12 protein-coding genes are annotated in these 16,664 nt (G+C 74.5%); 10 read left to right on the top strand and 2 right to left on the bottom strand.

Features of this window, described 5'->3' with window-relative positions; translation table 11 throughout:
* Window positions 1-5: 5 nt before the first annotated feature.
* Window positions 6-926, bottom strand: a complete 921-nt coding sequence (locus ACPC54_RS32320; protein ID WP_498969949.1) for a DMT family protein — start codon at window positions 924-926, stop codon at window positions 6-8.
* Window positions 927-1,254: 328 nt separating this feature from the next.
* On the opposite strand from ACPC54_RS32320, the gene ACPC54_RS32325 reads away from it, so the two are divergent.
* The 6 genes from ACPC54_RS32325 (at window position 1,255) to ftsY (ending at window position 9,238) form a co-directional block, all read left to right on the top strand.
* The gene (locus tag ACPC54_RS32325; RefSeq protein WP_498969950.1) at window positions 1,255-2,592 is read left to right on the top strand and encodes a hypothetical protein; all 1,338 of its coding nucleotides are present in this window, start codon (window positions 1,255-1,257) and stop codon (window positions 2,590-2,592) included.
* A 120-nt stretch (window positions 2,593-2,712) separates the two neighbouring features.
* On the top strand, window positions 2,713-3,216 hold the full coding sequence (locus tag ACPC54_RS32330; RefSeq protein ID WP_498969951.1) for a winged helix-turn-helix transcriptional regulator: 504 nt from the start codon (window positions 2,713-2,715) through the stop codon (window positions 3,214-3,216).
* Window positions 3,217-3,253: 37 nt separating this feature from the next.
* Complete coding sequence (locus ACPC54_RS32335) at window positions 3,254-3,553, top strand: acylphosphatase (RefSeq protein ID WP_498969952.1); 300 nt, start codon at window positions 3,254-3,256, stop codon at window positions 3,551-3,553.
* Between the two features lie 454 nt (window positions 3,554-4,007).
* Complete coding sequence (locus ACPC54_RS32340) at window positions 4,008-4,211, top strand: hypothetical protein (protein WP_360262049.1); 204 nt, start codon at window positions 4,008-4,010, stop codon at window positions 4,209-4,211.
* Window positions 4,212-4,387: 176 nt separating this feature from the next.
* Complete coding sequence (smc, locus tag ACPC54_RS32345) at window positions 4,388-7,972, top strand: chromosome segregation protein SMC (RefSeq protein ID WP_498969954.1); 3,585 nt, start codon at window positions 4,388-4,390, stop codon at window positions 7,970-7,972.
* A 48-nt stretch (window positions 7,973-8,020) separates the two neighbouring features.
* The gene (gene ftsY / locus ACPC54_RS32350) at window positions 8,021-9,238 is read left to right on the top strand and encodes a signal recognition particle-docking protein FtsY (protein WP_498969955.1); all 1,218 of its coding nucleotides are present in this window, start codon (window positions 8,021-8,023) and stop codon (window positions 9,236-9,238) included.
* 100 nt (window positions 9,239-9,338) lie between these two features.
* Here the strand turns inward: ftsY and ACPC54_RS32355 are convergent, their stop codons facing one another.
* Window positions 9,339-10,016, bottom strand: coding sequence for a bifunctional DNA primase/polymerase (locus tag ACPC54_RS32355; protein ID WP_498969957.1), 678 nt, complete (start codon window positions 10,014-10,016; stop codon window positions 9,339-9,341).
* A 612-nt stretch (window positions 10,017-10,628) separates the two neighbouring features.
* Between ACPC54_RS32355 and nsdA the strand changes: the two genes are divergently transcribed.
* The 4 genes from nsdA (at window position 10,629) to ACPC54_RS32375 (ending at window position 16,637) form a co-directional block, all read left to right on the top strand.
* Window positions 10,629-12,083, top strand: a complete 1,455-nt coding sequence (nsdA, locus tag ACPC54_RS32360) for a transcriptional repressor NsdA (RefSeq protein WP_498969958.1) — start codon at window positions 10,629-10,631, stop codon at window positions 12,081-12,083.
* A gap of 277 nt (window positions 12,084-12,360) precedes the next feature.
* Window positions 12,361-13,704 carry an ammonium transporter gene (locus ACPC54_RS32365; protein ID WP_498969960.1) on the top strand — a complete coding sequence of 448 codons (1,344 nt, stop codon included), beginning with the start codon at window positions 12,361-12,363 and terminating at the stop codon, window positions 13,702-13,704.
* Complete coding sequence (locus ACPC54_RS32370; RefSeq protein WP_097236101.1) at window positions 13,704-14,042, top strand: P-II family nitrogen regulator; 339 nt, start codon at window positions 13,704-13,706, stop codon at window positions 14,040-14,042. The genes ACPC54_RS32365 and ACPC54_RS32370 overlap by 1 nt, the downstream gene beginning before the upstream one ends.
* 111 nt (window positions 14,043-14,153) lie before the next feature.
* Window positions 14,154-16,637 carry a [protein-PII] uridylyltransferase gene (locus ACPC54_RS32375; protein WP_498969961.1) on the top strand — a complete coding sequence of 828 codons (2,484 nt, stop codon included), beginning with the start codon at window positions 14,154-14,156 and terminating at the stop codon, window positions 16,635-16,637.
* Window positions 16,638-16,664: the final 27 nt, after the last annotated feature.

Genomic DNA, 16,664 nt, shown 5'->3' on the forward strand with positions numbered 1-16,664 from the left:
GCGCGCTACTTGTGCGCGAGTTCGGGGTGGTCGGCGGCCGACTCGGCGGGCCCGCCGTGGCTGTCCTGGCCGAAGTAGGCGACGCCGACCGCGGAGACCACCGCGAGCAGGAAGCCGACCACGCCGAGCCAGGTGAGGCCGGCCTTGGAGGAGTCGCCGAGCCAGATCACCCCGACCGCGCCGGGCAGCACCGTCTCGCCGACCACCAGCGCGGCCGTCGCGCCGTTCACCGAGCCGATCTGCAGCGCCACGGTGTGGATGTACATGCCGCCGAGCCCGCCGATCAGGACGGCGTACAGCGCCGGGTCGGAGAGCAGCGGGCCGAGCTCGAACGGGGAGACGCCGTTCAGGATGCGCACGCCGACGCCCAGCGCGCCGAAGCCGAAGCCGGAGAGCAGACCGGCCAGGATCGCGCCGTTGGTGCCCATTCGCCGCACCAGCAGGCTGCCGCCGACCAGCAGCAGAGTGATCGAGATCAGCAGCCACCAGTGGAAGGACATGTCGGCGTGGTGGCCGCCCTCGGGGCCGGCCGAGACGGCCAGCAGCACCAGCGCCGAGCACAGCACGCCGATCGAGAGCCACTCCAGCTGCTTGAGCCGGATGCCCAGCAGCTTGATGCTCAGCACCGCGGTGATCACCAGGTTGGCGCTGATGACGGTCTGGGAGAGGAACAGCGGCAGCAGCCGGGCGGCCAGCGCGCCCAGCGCGAAGCCGATCAGGTCGAGCACCGTGCCGATCATGAACTCCCAGGTCACGGCGGCCTTGGCGGTCGACGAGAGGCTGGGACCGCCGTGCTCGGTGGTCGAGGTGGTGACGCCCTTGGCGGCCTCCTCGCGGGCGGAACGGCGGGAACCGACGGCCTGCAGGACCGAGCCGGTGCCGTAGCAGGCGGAGGCCGCCACGGCGGTGACGAGGCCGATGATCACCGGGTGCTCCGATCGGGAGAAGGGTCAAGAACAGGTAATGGGCGACGAGTACGGGGACCACTATGCCCGGTCGCGCGGTACGGTCTGCACACACCCCGTACCGCCCCCGGACCGCCCCCGGACCGCTTCCGGCTCCGCGCCGGGCCCGCCGGGACGTACGTCCGGGAGCCCGTGCCGGTTCCCGGACCCCGGCCGCCTCAGGGGGGAATCGGGGAAACATCATCCCCGGGAAGGGGAGCCGCCCCGGCGGACGGCGGGGAATACCGTCATCACCAGTATGCGAAGGGTATGGCGTGCTTCGACGTCGCTCGCGGTAGCGTCTGGGGTTATGAGAACCCTTGCACGACGTACCCGGGGCGCCGGGCCACTTGCCCTGGTGGCGGCGCTGCTCGGGGTGATGCTCCTGCTGGCTCCCTCGGCCTCGGCCGCCGGCGGCCTGAGCGACGCCGCGGCCACCCTGAAGAAGGGGCAGGTCTACGTCGCCCCGCAGATGCTGGACCGCTTCAGCCAGGCCCAGGCCGACGCCCTGACCAAGAAGATCGAGAAGGCCGACAAGCCGATCTTCATCGCGGTCGTCCCCGACGCCGCCAACAAGGACTCCGTCCTCACCGACCTGCGCACCCTGGTGGGCATCGACGGCGTCTACGGCGTCTGGCGGGGCAACAGCGGCTTCATGGCCCGCTCCGACCGCGGCGCGATGAACGCCGGCGTCGCGGACCGGATCGCGGTCGCCGTCGGCCATGCCGACAAGGGTGACATCAACGCCACCCTGAACGACTTCGTCGACCAGGCCGCCCCGCAGACCAAGGGCACCGGGGTCAACCACAGCACCTCGATCGCCTGGGTGATCATCCCGGTCGTGCTGGTGGCACTGGCCGGTGCCGGCGTCTTCTTCCTCTTCCGCCGCGCCAAGAAGCGCAAGGAGGAGAAGGCCCGCGCCGAGCTGGAGCAGCTGCGCCGCGTCGTCGACGAGGACATCACCGCCTTCGGCACCGAGCTGGAGCGGCTCGACTTCAACCCGCGCGCGGCGGACGCCGACGACGCCCAGCGTGCCGACTACAGCAGCGCGCTGGACTCGTACGAGAAGTCCAAGCGGCTGATGGACGAGGCCAGGAAGCCCGAGGACGTCAAGCAGGTCACCGAGGCGATCGAGGACGGCCGGTTCCAGCTGGCCACCCTGGCCGCCCGGCGGGACAAGCGCCCGCTGCCCGAGCGCCGTCCTCCGTGCTTCATGGACCCGCGGCACGGCCCGTCGGTCAAGGACGTCGACTGGGCCCCGGCCGGCGGCTCCGCCCGCTCCGTCCCGGTCTGCCAGGCCGACGCCGACCGGGTCGCGGCCGGTCTCGACCCGGCGGTCCGCACCGTCGACACCGAGTACGGCCCGCAGCCGTACTGGAACGCCGGCCCGGCCTACGCGCCGTACGCGGGCGGGTACTACAGCGGCTTCGGCGGCGGCCTGCTGCCGGGCCTGCTGGTCGGCACCGTGCTCGGCTCGATGATGAGCACCCCGGCCTACGCCGCGGCGCCGATGATGGAGGGCCACCACGGCTACCAGGACCAGCACGAGGGCGGCGACTACACCGGCGCCGACTTCAACGCCGCGGACTTCAGCGGCAACGACTGGAGCGGCGGCGGCGACTTCGGTGGCGGCGGCGACGACTGGTGACCCGCTGATCCGAGCCTGACCGTACGGCCCCGCCGGTTCCTCCGGCGGGGCCGTACGCCGTCCGCGGGCGGGCCGGGCGAAGCGGTTTGAGAAGCCAACCCGGTGTGGCAGGCTGGCAGCGTGACCTACGACACCCCGACCGTCCGGCCCCCCTCCGCCGTCCCCGGGCGGCCCTGCTCGATGGCGGCGGCGCTGCAGGTGGTCGGCGAGAAGTGGGCGCTGCTGGCCGTCCGCGAGCTGTTCTTCGGAAACCACCGCTTCGACCGGATCGCCCGCAACACCGGCGCGCCCCGGGACCGGCTGACCGCGCGGCTGCGGGCCCTGGAGGAGGCGGGCGTGGTCGAGCGCCGCCCGTACAGCGAGCGGCCGCCGCGCTACGAGTACCACCTCACCGAGGCGGGCCGGGACCTCGCCCCGGTCGCGCAGGCGCTGCGCACGTGGGGCGACCGCTGGCTGGTGCCCGAGTCGCCGATGACCTTCTCGCACGTGCCCGAGGGCGGGGAGCCGCACCCGTACGAGCCGGTCTTCGTCTGCCGCACCTGCGGGCAGCGGGCCCGGCGCGGCGAACTGCACACCGAGGTCCACACCCCGGGCTGGGCGGTCGAGGGGCCGGTCGAGCCCTGACCGGGTCGCCGGGCCCGGGCCGGGTTAGGGTCGGGCCATGCACGGTCGCGAAGCCCACAGTGAGGAACCGGTCCGGGTCACCGCCTGGGTCCGGGGGAAGGTCCAGCAGGTCGGCTTCCGCTGGTGGACCAGGGCGCGGGCGCTGGAGATCGGCCTGACCGGTTACGCGAGCAACCTCGGCGACGGCCGGGTGCAGGTGGTGGCCGAGGGACAGGCCGCCGACTGCGAGCAACTGCTGGCGCTGCTGCGCGGCCCGGGCACCCCCGGGAACGTCAGCGGCGTGACGGAGATCTGGACGGCGGTCGGCGACGGCTACCCCGGCTTCGAGATCCGCTGACCGGCCCGGGGCCGGCCCGCCCGACCGGCCGCTGACCTGCGGGGGAGCGGTGCGGGGGCGGCCCGGGAGGGGCGCCGGTCGAATCCGTCCACAACTGCCGGTGTCATGAGGTTGCCATCCGGGCAGACTCGTGGTTGACTCCGCATCGACGATGATCCACGAGCACGAAGTGGACCGGCCCGAGACCGCCAGGCGTGACCACACCGCCAGGCAGGTGACAGGGGCGCGGTAGCGTGCGGTGATCGTGTTGACCCGTACCGTCTTTGGTGAGACGCTGGAAGCCCGCGCACACGACCGCGTTGTCCCGGTCGGCGCACGCCCCCGTGAGCCCAGCTCACGGTGGTTGCGCCGGGTGCCCAGACGGCACTTCCGGTGGCGGATCGCGCGTGCGTCCCCCTTCCCCCTAGACCTGTACCGTTCCGGTTCGGTCACTCAGCGTGGAGGACCATTCATCATGGCAAAGGCGCTTCTCGGGTACGTCGGCGGCCCCGACCCGCGAATGCTCTCCGAGATGCGACGGCTTCAGCAGCGCGTCCAGGACCTGGAGGCCGAGCTCCTTCGGATTCAGGCCGAGAACGACGCTCTCACCGCTGTCGCTGACGAGCACTCGCTGCTCAACAGCATCGATCTGGACCAGCGGGAGCCGGCTCTCACCTGAGCCCCGCCCCGGTCCACGCAGGTCGACGCCGCTGTGCACTGAGCCGCCCCGAAAGGGACGCAGCTTTGCAAGGGACGCCCGGATACGGCGTCCCTTCGTCGTGTCCGGGGGACGGGCGGGCCTCCCGCCGGGGATACAGTCGGTCCCTGTCGTGAGCGAACGAGGAGACCGGCCGCGTGCACCTGAAGAGTCTGACGCTGCGCGGGTTCAAGTCCTTCGCCTCCAGCACCACCCTGCGCTTCGAGCCGGGCATCACCTGCGTGGTCGGCCCGAACGGCTCCGGCAAGTCGAACGTCGTGGACGCGCTGTCCTGGGTGATGGGTGAGCAGGGCGCCAAGTCCCTGCGCGGCGGCAAGATGGAGGACGTCATCTTCGCCGGCACGAGCGGGCGCCCCCCGCTCGGCCGCGCCGAGGTCAGCCTCACCATCGACAACACCGACGGCGCCCTGCCGATCGAGTACGCCGAGGTGACCATCACCCGGACGATGTTCCGCAACGGCGGCAGCGAGTACGCGCTCAACGGCGAGACCTGTCGCCTGCTGGACATCCAGGAACTGCTCTCCGACTCCGGCATCGGCCGCGAGATGCACGTCATCGTCGGCCAGGGCCAGCTCGACTCCGTCCTGCACGCCGACCCGATGGGCCGGCGCGCCTTCATCGAGGAGGCCGCCGGCGTCCTCAAGCACCGCAGGCGCAAGGAGAAGGCGCTGCGGAAACTGGACGCGATGCAGGCCAACCTCAACCGGGTCCAGGACCTCGTCGGCGAACTGCGCCGCCAGCTCGGACCGCTCGGCCGGCAGGCCCGGATCGCCCGCCGGGCCGCCGGCATCCAGGCCGACCTGCGCGACGCCCGCCTGCGGCTGCTCGCCGACGACCTGCTGACCCTGCGCCGGGCCGTCGAGGCGGAGGTCGCCGACGAGCTGGCGCTGCGGCTGCGCCGCACCACCGTCGAACAGGAGCTGGCCCGCGCGGTGCAGCGGGAGTCGGTGCTGGAGGCGCAGGTCCAGCGGCTCGGCCCGAGCCTGGAGAGCGCCCGGCAGACCTGGTACCGGCTCTCCGCGCTCGCCGAACGCACCCGCGGCACCATCGGGCTGGCCGAGGCCCGGGCCCGGCACGCCGCCGCCGGAGGCGGGGCCGAGGAGCGGCGCGGCCGCGACCCCGAGGAACTGGAACGGGAGGCCGCCCGGGTCCGCGAGGAGGAGGCCGCGCTCGCCGAGGCACTGGAGGAGGCGCAGTACGCGCTGGCCGAGGCGGTCGAGCGCAGGAGCGAGCTGGAACGCGAACTGGCCGCCGAGGACCGCCGGTTGCGGGACGCCGCCCGGGCCATCGCGGACCGCCGCGAGGGCCTGGCCCGGCTCCAGGGGCAGGCCGCCGCCGCCCGGTCCAAGGCCGCCGCCGCCGAGGCCGAGATCGGCCGGCTCGCCGAGGCCCGGGACGAGGCGCTGCAGCGCGCCGAGGCCGCCCGGAACGAGTACGAGGAGCTGGACGCGCGGGTCGACGCCGGCTCCGGTACGAGCCTGGCCGAGACCGAGGCCGAGCATCGGACGGCCCGCGAACGGCTGGCCGGGCTGGAACGCGAACTGGCCGCCGCCCGCGAGGCGGCCGGCGCCGCCGAACGGGACCGGGCCGGGCTGACCGCCCGGCACGAGGCGCTGTCGCTCGGCCTGCGCCGCAAGGACGGCACCGGCGCCCTGCTGGACGCCGGGGAGCGGCTGACCGGCCTGCTCGGGCCGGCCGCCGCGCTGCTGCGGATCGAGGCCGGGCACGAGGTGCCGGTCGCCGCGGCGCTCGGCGCGGCCGCCGACGCGGTGGCCGTCGCCTCGCCCGCCGCGGCCGCCGAGGCGCTGCGGCTGCTGCGCGCCGAGGACGCCGGCCGGGCCGCGCTGCTGGTCGCCGGGGGACCGCCGGGCGGGGAGCTGCCGGGCGGGGAGCTGCCGGACGGGGCCCGGTGGGCGGCCGAACTGGTCGACGGGCCGGTCGAGTTGACCGCCGCGCTGCGGGGCCTGCTGGCCGGCGTCGCCGTCGTCGGCACGCTGGACGAGGCGCTGGCACTGGTCACCGGACACCCCGGGCTCGCCGCCGTCACCGCGGACGGCGACCGGCTGGGCGCCGGCTTCGCGCACGGTGGCTCCGGCGGCGCGCCGAGCCTGCTGGAGACCCGGGCGGCGGTGGACGAGGCGGCCCGGGCGATCGACGAACTCGCCGTCCGCTGCGCCGAGTCGGCCGACCGGCTGGCCGAACTCACCGAACGGCGAAGGGAGTCGGCCGCCGAGGTGGAGCGGCTCGCCGAACAGCGACGGCAGGCCGAGCGGGCGCGCGCCGAGTCCGCGGGCGCGCTCGGCCGGCTCGGCGGGCAGGCCCGCGCCGCCGCCGGCGAGGCCGAGCGGCTGTCCGCCGCCGCCGCGCGCGCCGAACAGGGCCTCGCCGAACTGCTCGCCACCGCCGAGGAACTGGCCGAACGGCTGGCCGTCGCCGAGGAGTCGGCCGAGGCGGGCGAGGACGAGCCGGACCGGGCCGAGCAGCAGCGCCTCGCCGAGGCCGCGAGCGCCGCCCGGCAGGCCGAGCTGGAAGCCCGGCTCGCCGTCCGCACCCACGAGGAGCGGGTCCGCGCGCTGGCCGGCCGGGCCGACCAGCTGGACCGGGCCGCCCGCGCCGAGCGCGAGGCCCGCGCCCGGGCGGCCGAGCGCCGCCGGCGGGCCGAGCACGACGCCGCGGTGGCGCACGCCGTCGCGGCCGGCGCCCGGCAGCTGCTGGCCTGCCTGGAGGTGTCGCTGTCCCGCGCGGACGCCGGGCGCGCGGCCGTCGAACAGGCCCGCACCGAGCGCGAGCAGGAGCTCAGGGAGCACCGCGAGCACGGGCGCGGCCTGAAGGAGGAGCTGGACAAGCTGGTTGACGCCGGGCACCGGGACGAGGTGCTGCGGGCCGAGAAGCGGTTGCGGATCGAGCAGCTGGAGGCCCGCGCGCTGGAGGAGTTCGGCATCGACGGCGGCGAGCTGCTGGCCTCGTACGGGCCGGAGCAGCCCGTGCCGCCCTCGACCCCGGGGGAGGGGGAGGGGCCCGGGGAGCCGTACCCGTACGTCCGGGCCGAGCAGGAGAAGCGGCTCAGGGCCGCCGAGAAGGCGTACCAGCAGCTCGGCAAGGTGAACCCGCTGGCGCTGGAGGAGTTCGCCGCGCTGGAGGAACGCCACAAGTTCCTCGCCGAGCAGCTGGACGACCTCAAGCGCAGCCGGCGCGACCTGTTGGACATCGTCCGGGACGTGGACGTGCGGGTCGAGCAGCTGTTCACCTCGGCCTACCACGACACCGCCGCCCAGTTCGAGGGCGTGTTCGCCCGGCTGTTCCCGGGCGGGGAGGGCCGGCTGGTGCTCACCGACCCGGACAACATGCTCACCACCGGGGTCGAGGTGGAGGCCCGGCCGCCGGGCAAGAAGGTCAAGCGGCTGTCGCTGCTCTCCGGCGGCGAGCGCTCGCTGACCGCGGTGGCGCTGCTGGTGGCGATCTTCAAGGCCCGGCCCAGCCCGTTCTACGTGATGGACGAGGTGGAGGCGGCGCTGGACGAGACCAACCTGCGCCGGCTGGTCGGGATCATGGAGGAGCTGCGGGAGAGCTCCCAGCTGATCGTGATCACCCACCAGAAGCTGACCATGGAGTCCGCCGACGCGCTGTACGGCGTGACCATGAAGGGCGACGGTATCTCGCAGGTGATCAGCCAGCGGCTTCGGGACGGGCGCCGGGAGCGGCCCCGAACGGTATCGGTGTAGAGCGGCGGCGGTCCATCCGGCGCTCGGTCACGGATACTGGTTGGCGTTATGGAATACGTGATCCTTGCCGTAGTCATCGCCGTGGTCGCCATCGGTGCGATCGCCGGCCTCGTCGTTTCCGGCAGACGACGCCAGCAACTGCCCCCGAAGTCGCAGGCGCCGGTCATCACGGCGCCCGGGACCACCCCGGCCGAGACCCGGGAGCCGCAGGTCGGCGAGGAGGCCGCGCCGCCGCGCGAGGAGCCCCGCCGCACCGTCGAGGAGGTCGAGCTCCCGGCGCCCGAGGCCGTCGAGGTCGAGGCCCCCGAGGAGGCCGAGGCCGCTCCCGCCGTCGAGGTCCCCGAGCCCACCGCCGGCCGGCTCGTCCGGCTGCGCTCCCGGCTCTCCCGTTCGCAGAACTCGCTCGGCAAGGGCCTGCTCTCGCTGCTCTCCCGCGAGCACCTCGACGAGGACACCTGGGAGGAGATCGAGGAGACCCTGCTCACCGCCGACGTCGGCGTCGCCCCGACCCAGGAGCTGGTCGAGCGGCTGCGCACCCGGGTCAAGGTGCTCGGCACCCGGACGCCGGACGGGCTGCGCGGCCTGCTGCGCGAGGAGCTGGTCGCGCTGGTCGGCACGGACGCCGACCGCACCGTCCACTCCACCAAGCACGAGGAGGGCCCGGCGGTGGTCCTGGTCGTCGGCGTCAACGGCGTCGGCAAGACCACCACCACCGGCAAGCTGGCCCGCGTCCTGGTCGCGGACGGCCGCACGGTGGTGCTCGGCGCGGCCGACACCTTCCGTGCCGCCGCCGCCGACCAGCTGCAGACCTGGGGCGAGCGGGTCGGCGCCCGGACCGTCCGAGGTCCGGAGGGCGGCGACCCGGCGTCGATCGCGTTCGACGCGGTCAAGGAGGGCATCGCCGAGGGCGCGGACACCGTGCTGATCGACACCGCCGGCCGACTGCACACCAAGACCGGCCTGATGGACGAGCTGGGCAAGGTCAAGCGGGTCGTCGAGAAGCACGGACCGGTGGACGAGGTGCTGCTGGTGCTGGACGCCACCACCGGCCAGAACGGGCTGATCCAGGCCCGGGTGTTCGCCGAGGTGGTCGACATCACCGGCATCGTGCTGACCAAGCTGGACGGCACCGCCAAGGGCGGCATCGTGATCGCGGTCCAGCGCGAGCTGGGCGTGCCGGTCAAGCTGGTCGGCCTGGGCGAGGGCGCGGACGACCTGGCGCCGTTCGAGCCGGGTGCGTTCGTGGACGCGCTGATCGGGGACTGAGGCTCCCCGTCGCTCGAAGGGTCCGCTCCCCGGGGGGCGGGCCCTTCGGCGTTTCAGGACACTGCCGCGCCGGAGGCGAGCGGGCGGGTCGCGAGGCTGGTCACGAGGCGATCCAGGCCGGCTCGGCGGTGCGCTCGCGGCTGCGGTGGCAGGCGTAGGCGAGGGTGCCCAGCAGCAGCCGGGCCTCGGGCGGGCAGCCGGCGTTGTCCCGGGTGGGGCGGCGCAGCCAGCGGACCGGGCCGAGGCCGCCGAGGACGGTGGGCGGGGCGGCGACGTAGCTGCCCTCGCCGTGGCAGGTGAGGTCGAGGGCGGCGTCGTCCCAGCCCATCCGGTACAGCAGGTCGGGCAGCCGGCGGGCGGTGCCGGCGGCGACCAGGAACTGCAGCCGGCCGGCGGGGGAGGCCAGCACCGGGCCGACCTGGGTGCCCATCCGCTCCAGCCGGACCAGCGCCTGCAGGCCGGCCTGCTCGGGGACGTCGAGGACGTCGAAGGCGCGGCCGGTGGGGAACAGCACCGAGCACTCGGCGCCGGTGGTGCGGGCCCGGCCCTCGGTGCCCGGGACGGGGTGCAGGCCGGGGGCGGCGCAGCGGGCGGCGCCGCAGGGACAGCGGGTCGGGGCGGTGGCGCCCGCGGCCGGCTCGCCGGTGGCGACGGCCCAGCCCCAGCGGCCGGTGTACTCCGCGGCGGCCTGGGACGCGGTGACCTTGGTGCGGCGGCGCACGCCCAGCGGTGCCAGGCGCAGGTGCCCCAGCCGAAGTTCGCCGAACAGGTTGTCCATGCCTCCCCCAACAGGTTCTCGTTGCCGGTGGTTACGGGATGGTGACTGTGTGTTGATTGTCCGTTGCGTGGTGCGTGGTGCGGCGGCGGCGCGCGCCACGCGGCGTGCGCCTGTTGCGGTGGTGTGCCTCGGGCGCCGCCTTGTGGGGGCGGCGCGGATGCCGGATCGTCGGGTGCGCGAGTCGGTCGCCGACCCGAGTGGTCGGTGAACTCGCCTGTGGCTGCGGTGGATTGCCGGGTCTGATCGGAGCTGCCGGGGTGCACCGGAGGACTTGGCGGCCCGCATATGCCGGACCGCTCGGAACTCCCAGTCAAGCGTGTGCCCCTTCGCTTCGGTTCACTCCCGGGGGTGGCGAAAGGTGGCGTTTCGCCAGGGCCGCTCCCGTCGGTGCCGCGCCGGGCGTTACGTTCAGCGTGCGGGTGTTCTCTCAGCGTCGACTCCGGCCCCACGGGGCACGGGAGTTGGGGTTCTGACGGACCGTCCGCGAGGATGGCACACCAGTGCGAAGAAGCGCTATCCACCACAGGCACGGCACGTCTGGCAAGAGCCCGCAACCGTCGGGCGGTCACGATCGGGGGCCCCGCAGGGGCCGGGCGGGATGGGGACGTTCCCATGGCAGAGAAGCAACCCAACGAGAAGCTGACCACGTGGTTCGCCCGCAGCGGTTGGTCCAAGGGGGAGTTGGCCCGCCAGGTCAACCGCCGGGCCCGGCAGATCGGCGCCCACCACGTGTCCACCGACACCTCCCGGGTGCGCCGCTGGCTGGACGGCGAGCAGCCGCGCGAGCCGATCCCGAAGATCATGTCGGAGCTGTTCTCGGAGCGCTTCGGCTCGGTCGTCTCGATCGAGGACCTCGGGCTGCGCGCCGCGATCCCGGTGTCCACCGTGGGCGGCGGCGTCGACCTGCCGTGGAGCGGTCCGCAGACCGTCCAGCTGATCAGCGACTACTCCCGCAGCGACCTGATGCTCAACCGCCGCGGCTTCCTCGGCACCTCGCTCGCGCTGACCGCCGGCGCCGCCCTGATCGAGCCGATGCAGCGCTGGCTGGCCCCCGGCCCGACCGGCGTCCCCACCCCGATCCTCACCGCGGCCAACGGCGGCGAGCCGTTCACCGGCCGGCTCTCCGAGCCCGAGCTGGAACTGCTGGAGCAGACCACGGTCATGTTCCGCCAGTGGGACGCGCAGAACGGCGGCGGCCTGCGCCGCAAGGCCGTCGTCGGCCAGCTGCACGAGGTCACCGACCTGCTCCAGGAGACGTACCCGGAGCTGACCACCAAGCGGCTGTTCCGGCTCACCGCCGAGCTCGCCCACCTGGCCGGGTGGATGTCCTACGACGTCGGCATGCACCCCAGCGCGCAGAAGTACTACGTGCTCGCCCTGCACGCGGCCAAGGAGGCCGGCGACCGCCCGTTCGGCGCGCTGATCCTCACCGACATGAGCCGCCAGATGATCCACCTCAACCGGGGCGAGGACGCCCTGGAGCTGATCCACCTGGCCCAGTACGGCAGCCGCGACACCGCCACCCCGCGCCAGCAGTCCCTGCTGTACGCGATGGAGGCGCGCGCCTACGCCACCATCGGCGAGGTGAACCGCTGCGCCCGGGCGATCCGGCTGTCCGAGGACACCTTCACCGACATCCGGGAGGGGGACGGGGAGCCGGACTGGCTGAAGTTCTTCTCGCCGGCCGAGCTGAACGCGGAGAACGCGCACTCCTTCCGCGACCTCGCGTACCACTCGGACAACTCCGAGCTGTACGCCTCGCTGTCCGCGCCGGTGATGGAGCGTGCCGTCGACCTGTTCCGGCAGGACGACGACCACGTGCGCTCGTACGCCTTCAACCTGATCGGCATGGCCAGCGTGCACCTGCTGCAGAAGGAGGCCGAGCAGGCCGTGGTGATGGCCGAGCAGGCCGTCGAGATCGCCACCAAGGTGCGCTCGGAGCGGCTGAACTCGCGGGTCCGCAAGACCACCGAGGCCGCGGCCGACCGGTTCAGGGGCGTGGACGCGGTGTCGCGGCTCAAGGAGCGCGTCGTCCAGGACATCCCCGAGTACGTCTCCGTGGTCTGAGCCCGGCCCCACCGTCGGGAAGGCCACCGGCCGCCGTCACGGTCGGTGGCCTTCCGTGCGCCCGCCGGGCGGTGCGGCCGAACAGTAGCCGCTCCGGCCGGGCGCCACGTCCGCGTTCACGCGGCCGTAACCCGTGCGTCGCACGCTTCACGGCCGCGAAACAACCGGCCGCACCAGCCGAAACCAGCCTTCGGCACGCTCCTCCTCATCGCCGACACCCCGGGTAGCACGGGACAGGACCCGGGTGTGGATCGGTTTTCACGCAGAGGAGACGCCGATGCCGGACGGCTTCAGCGCGGGCGACACCGCCTTCGTGCTCATCAGTGCGGCCCTGGTCATGGTGATGACCCCGGGCCTGGCCTTCTTCTACGGGGGCATGGTCAGGGCCAAGAGCACCTTGAACATGCTGGCGATGAGCTTCCTCTCGCTCGGCATCGTCACCGTGCTCTGGGTCCTCTACGGGTACTCGCTCAGCTTCGGGCCCGACTCATTCGCCGGCCTGATCGGCAACCTGGACTTCCTCGGGATGCGCGGCATCGGGCTGAACGACCTCAACGGGACCATCCCGGTCACCGCCTTCGCGATGTTCCAGCTGATGTTCGCGATCATCACCCCGGCGCTGATCAGCGGCGCCATCGCGGACCGGGCCAAGTTCGCCGCCTGGGGCCTGTTCATCGCGCTCTGGGTGAGCATCGTCTACTTCCCCGTCGCGCACTGGGTGTTCTTCACCGACAACGGCAACGGCGGCTGGCTGGGCGACCGCAACGGCGTGATCGACTTCGCCGGCGGGACGGCCGTGCACATCAACGCCGGCGTCGCGGGCCTCGCGCTCTGCCTGGTGCTGGGCAAGCGGGTCGGTTTCAAGAAGGACCCGATGCGCCCGCACAGCCTGCCGCTGGTGATGCTCGGCTCCGGCCTGCTGTGGTTCGGCTGGTTCGGCTTCAACGCCGGCTCGGCGCTGGCCGCCAACGGCGTCGCCGCGATGGCCTTCGTCAACACCCAGGTCGCCACCGGCGCGGCCCTGATCGGCTGGCTGGCCTTCGAGAAGCTCAAGCACGGCTCGTTCACCACGCTGGGCGCCGCCTCCGGCGCGGTCGCCGGCCTGGTCGCGATCACCCCGGCCTGCGGCTCGGTCAGCCCGCTCGGCGCGGTGGCGATCGGCCTGATCGCGGGCGCCGTCTGCGCCGCCGCCGTCTCGCTCAAGTACCGCTGGGGCTTCGACGACTCGCTCGACGTGGTCGGCGTGCACGCGGTCGGCGGTGCGATCGGCTCGCTGCTGATCGGCCTGTTCGCCACCGGCGGGGTCGGCCAGACCGCCAAGGGCCTGTTCTACGGCGGCGGGCTCGGCCAGCTCGGCAAGCAGGCGATGGGCGTGGCCGTGGTCGCCGCGTACTCCTTCGTCGTCTCCTGGCTGCTGGCCAAGGCGGTCGACAAGACGGTCGGCTTCCGGGTCTCCGAGGAGGTCGAGGTGGCCGGCATCGACCAGGCCGAACACGCCGAATCCGCCTACGATTTCAGCGCCGTGGGTGCCGGACTGGCCCGGGCCGTGACCGGCCTGACCGGTGCCGCCGCCGAGAGGACCGCCGTGAAGCCCGCCGAGAAGACCGAGGTCGACGCCTGATGAAGCTCATCACCGCCGTGATCAAGCCCTACCGCCTGGACGAGGTGAAGGCCGCCCTGCAGGCTTTCGGAGTCCACGGCCTGACCGTCACCGAGGCCAGCGGCTACGGCCGCCAGCGCGGCCACACCGAGGTCTACCGGGGCGCCGAGTACACCGTCGACCTCGTCCCGAAGGTCCGGATCGAGGTCCTGGTCGAGGACGAGGACGCCGACGACCTGATCGAGGTCCTGGTCAAGGCCGCCAGGACCGGCAAGATCGGCGACGGCAAGGTCTGGAGCATCCCGGTCGACACCGCCGTCCGGGTCCGCACCGGCGAACGCGGTCCCGACGCGCTCTAGTCGCAAGGCCCGGGCGGGCCCGTCACCCCTTCGGGGGAGCGGGCCCGCCGGTGGCGTTTCCCCCTCGGGCTTGCCCCACAAGCCCCGGCACGACGGACGGGACCCACGCGCATGACCACCCCCAGCAGTCCTTCCGCCCCGCACGGCTACCCCGCCGCCCGGACCGCGCTGCTCGACGGCCCCGGCCCGGCGGGACGCCCGCGCCGCACCGCGCTCGCCGGGCTCACCGACGACTGGCTGGCCGGACTGCTCGCCGCCGCCGGCCCCCCCGCCTCCGGCGTCGCCCTGGTCGCGGTCGGCGGCTACGGGCGCGGCGAACTGTCCCCGCGCAGCGACCTCGACGTCCTGCTGCTGCACGACGGCCCGATCGCCCGCGAGCTGCCCGAGCGGATCTGGTACCCGGTCTGGGACTCCGGCGCCAAGCTCGACCACTCGGTGCGCACCGTCGCCGAGGCCCGTGCCGTCGCCGCCGCCGACCTCAAGGCCCAGCTCGGCCTGCTGGACGCCCGCCACCTCGCCGGGGACCGGTCGCTCACCGCCGCGCTGCGCTCCACCGTCCTCACCGACTGGCGCGCGAGCGCCCCCGCCCGCCTGCCCGAGCTGCGCGAGCTGGGCCGGGAGCGGGCCGAGCGGCACGGCGAGCTGTCCTTCCTGCTGGAGCCCGACCTCAAGGAGGCCCGCGGCGGCCTGCGCGACCTGGTCGCGCTCGACGCGATCGCCGCCACCTGGCTCGCCGACGCGCCCCGGGACGGCCTGGACGCCGCCGCGCTGCGCCTGGCCGACGTCCGGGACGCGCTGCACCTGGCCACCGGCCGGGCCACCGACCGGCTCAGCCTCCAGGACCAGGACCAGGTCGCCGAGCGGCTCGGCGTGCTGGACGCCGACACCCTGCTGCGCCAGGTCTACGAGGCCGCCCGCACCGTCGCCTACGCGAGCGACGTCACCTGGCGGGCCGTCGACCGGATACTGGCCGCCCGCTCCGGCCGGGGCCGCCGGGTGGGCCGGCTGGCCATCCCGTTCACCGGCGCCGGCCGCGGCACCGGCGCGGTGGCCCGCGGCGCCGTCCAGCGCAGACCGCTCGCCGAGGGCGTGGTCGAGCAGGACGGCGAGGCGGTGCTCGCCCAGGGCGCCCGCCCGGCCGCCGACCCGGTGCTGCCGCTGCGCGCCGCGGCGGCGGCCGCCCAGAACGGGCTGACCGTCTCGGACGCGACGGTGCGCCGGCTGGCCGCCGAGTGCCGCCCGCTGCCGGTGCCCTGGCCGGACGAGGCGCGCGAGCAGCTGGTCACCCTGCTCGGCGCGGGAGAGGCGGCCGTCCCGGTGTGGGAGGCGCTGGAGGCGGAGGGGCTGGTCACCCGGCTGCTGCCGGACTGGGAGCGGGTCCGCTGCCGCCCGCAGCGCAACGCGGTGCACCGCTGGACGGTGGACCGGCACCTGGTCGAGACGGCGGCGCGGGCCGCCGCGATGACCCGCCGGGTGGCCCGGCCCGACCTGCTGCTGGTCGCCGCGCTGCTGCACGACATCGGCAAGGGCTGGCCCGGCGACCACAGCGAGGCCGGCGAGGTGATCGTCCGCGACCTCGCCGCCCGGATGGGCTTCCCGCCGGAGGACGTGCAGACCCTGGCGGTGCTGGTCCGCCGGCACCTGACCCTGGTCGACACCGCGACCCGGCGCGACCCGGACGACCCGGCCACCGTGGAGGCGATCACCAAGGTGATCGGCACGCTGCCCGAACTGGAGCTGCTGCACGCGCTCACCGAGGCCGACGCGCTGGCCACCGGCCCGGCCGCGTGGAGCGGCTGGCGGGCCTCGCTGGTCGACGGCCTGGTGGCCCGGGTCGCCGACCGGCTGGCCGGGGCCGGCAGCCCGGTCGTCGAGGCCGCGCCCACCGCCGAGCAGGAGCGGCTGGCCGTCGAGGCCGCCCGCACCGGCGGGCCGGCGCTCGCGCTGCGGGCCCAGGCGCCGCGGGCGCCGGAGCTCCGGGCCGGGGCCGAGGGCACCGAGCCGTCGGGTGCCGGACCGATGGGCGTCGAGCCGATGGGCGTCGAGCTGAGCCTGGCCGTCCCGGACCGGCCGGGGCTGCTCGGCACCGTCGCCGGGGTGCTCGCGCTGCACCGGCTGACCGTCCGCTCGGCGAGCCTGCGCGAGCTGGACCCGATCGGCGCCGGACCGGTGCTGCTGCTCGCCTGGCGGGTGGCCGCCGAGTTCGGCGAGCTGCCGGAGGCCGCCCGGCTGCGGGCCGACCTGCGCCGGGCGCTGGACGGCTCGCTGGACGTCGCCCGGCGCCTCGCCGAGCGGGACGCCGCCGCCCCGCGCCGCAAGGGCATCCCCACCCCGCCGCCGCTGGTCGTGGTGGCGCCCGCGATGGCCTCGGCGACCGCGACCGTGCTGGAGGTGCGCGCGCACGACGCCCCCGGGCTGCTGCACCGGATCGGCCGGGCGCTCGACGGAGCGGGCGTGCGGGTGCGCACCGCGCACGTCTCCACGCTCGGCGCGGAGGCCGTCGACTCCTTCTACCTGACCGACCCGGCGGGCCGCCCGCTCGCCGCCCAGCGGGCCGGGGAGGTGGCGGCGGCGGTCCGGGCGGCGCTGGGCTGAACGGCCGCGTCCGGCCGGGTTGCGCAG

This window comes from Kitasatospora sp. NPDC094028 (assembly GCF_049543595.1).
Taxonomy (GTDB): Bacteria; Actinomycetota; Actinomycetes; order Streptomycetales; family Streptomycetaceae; genus Kitasatospora.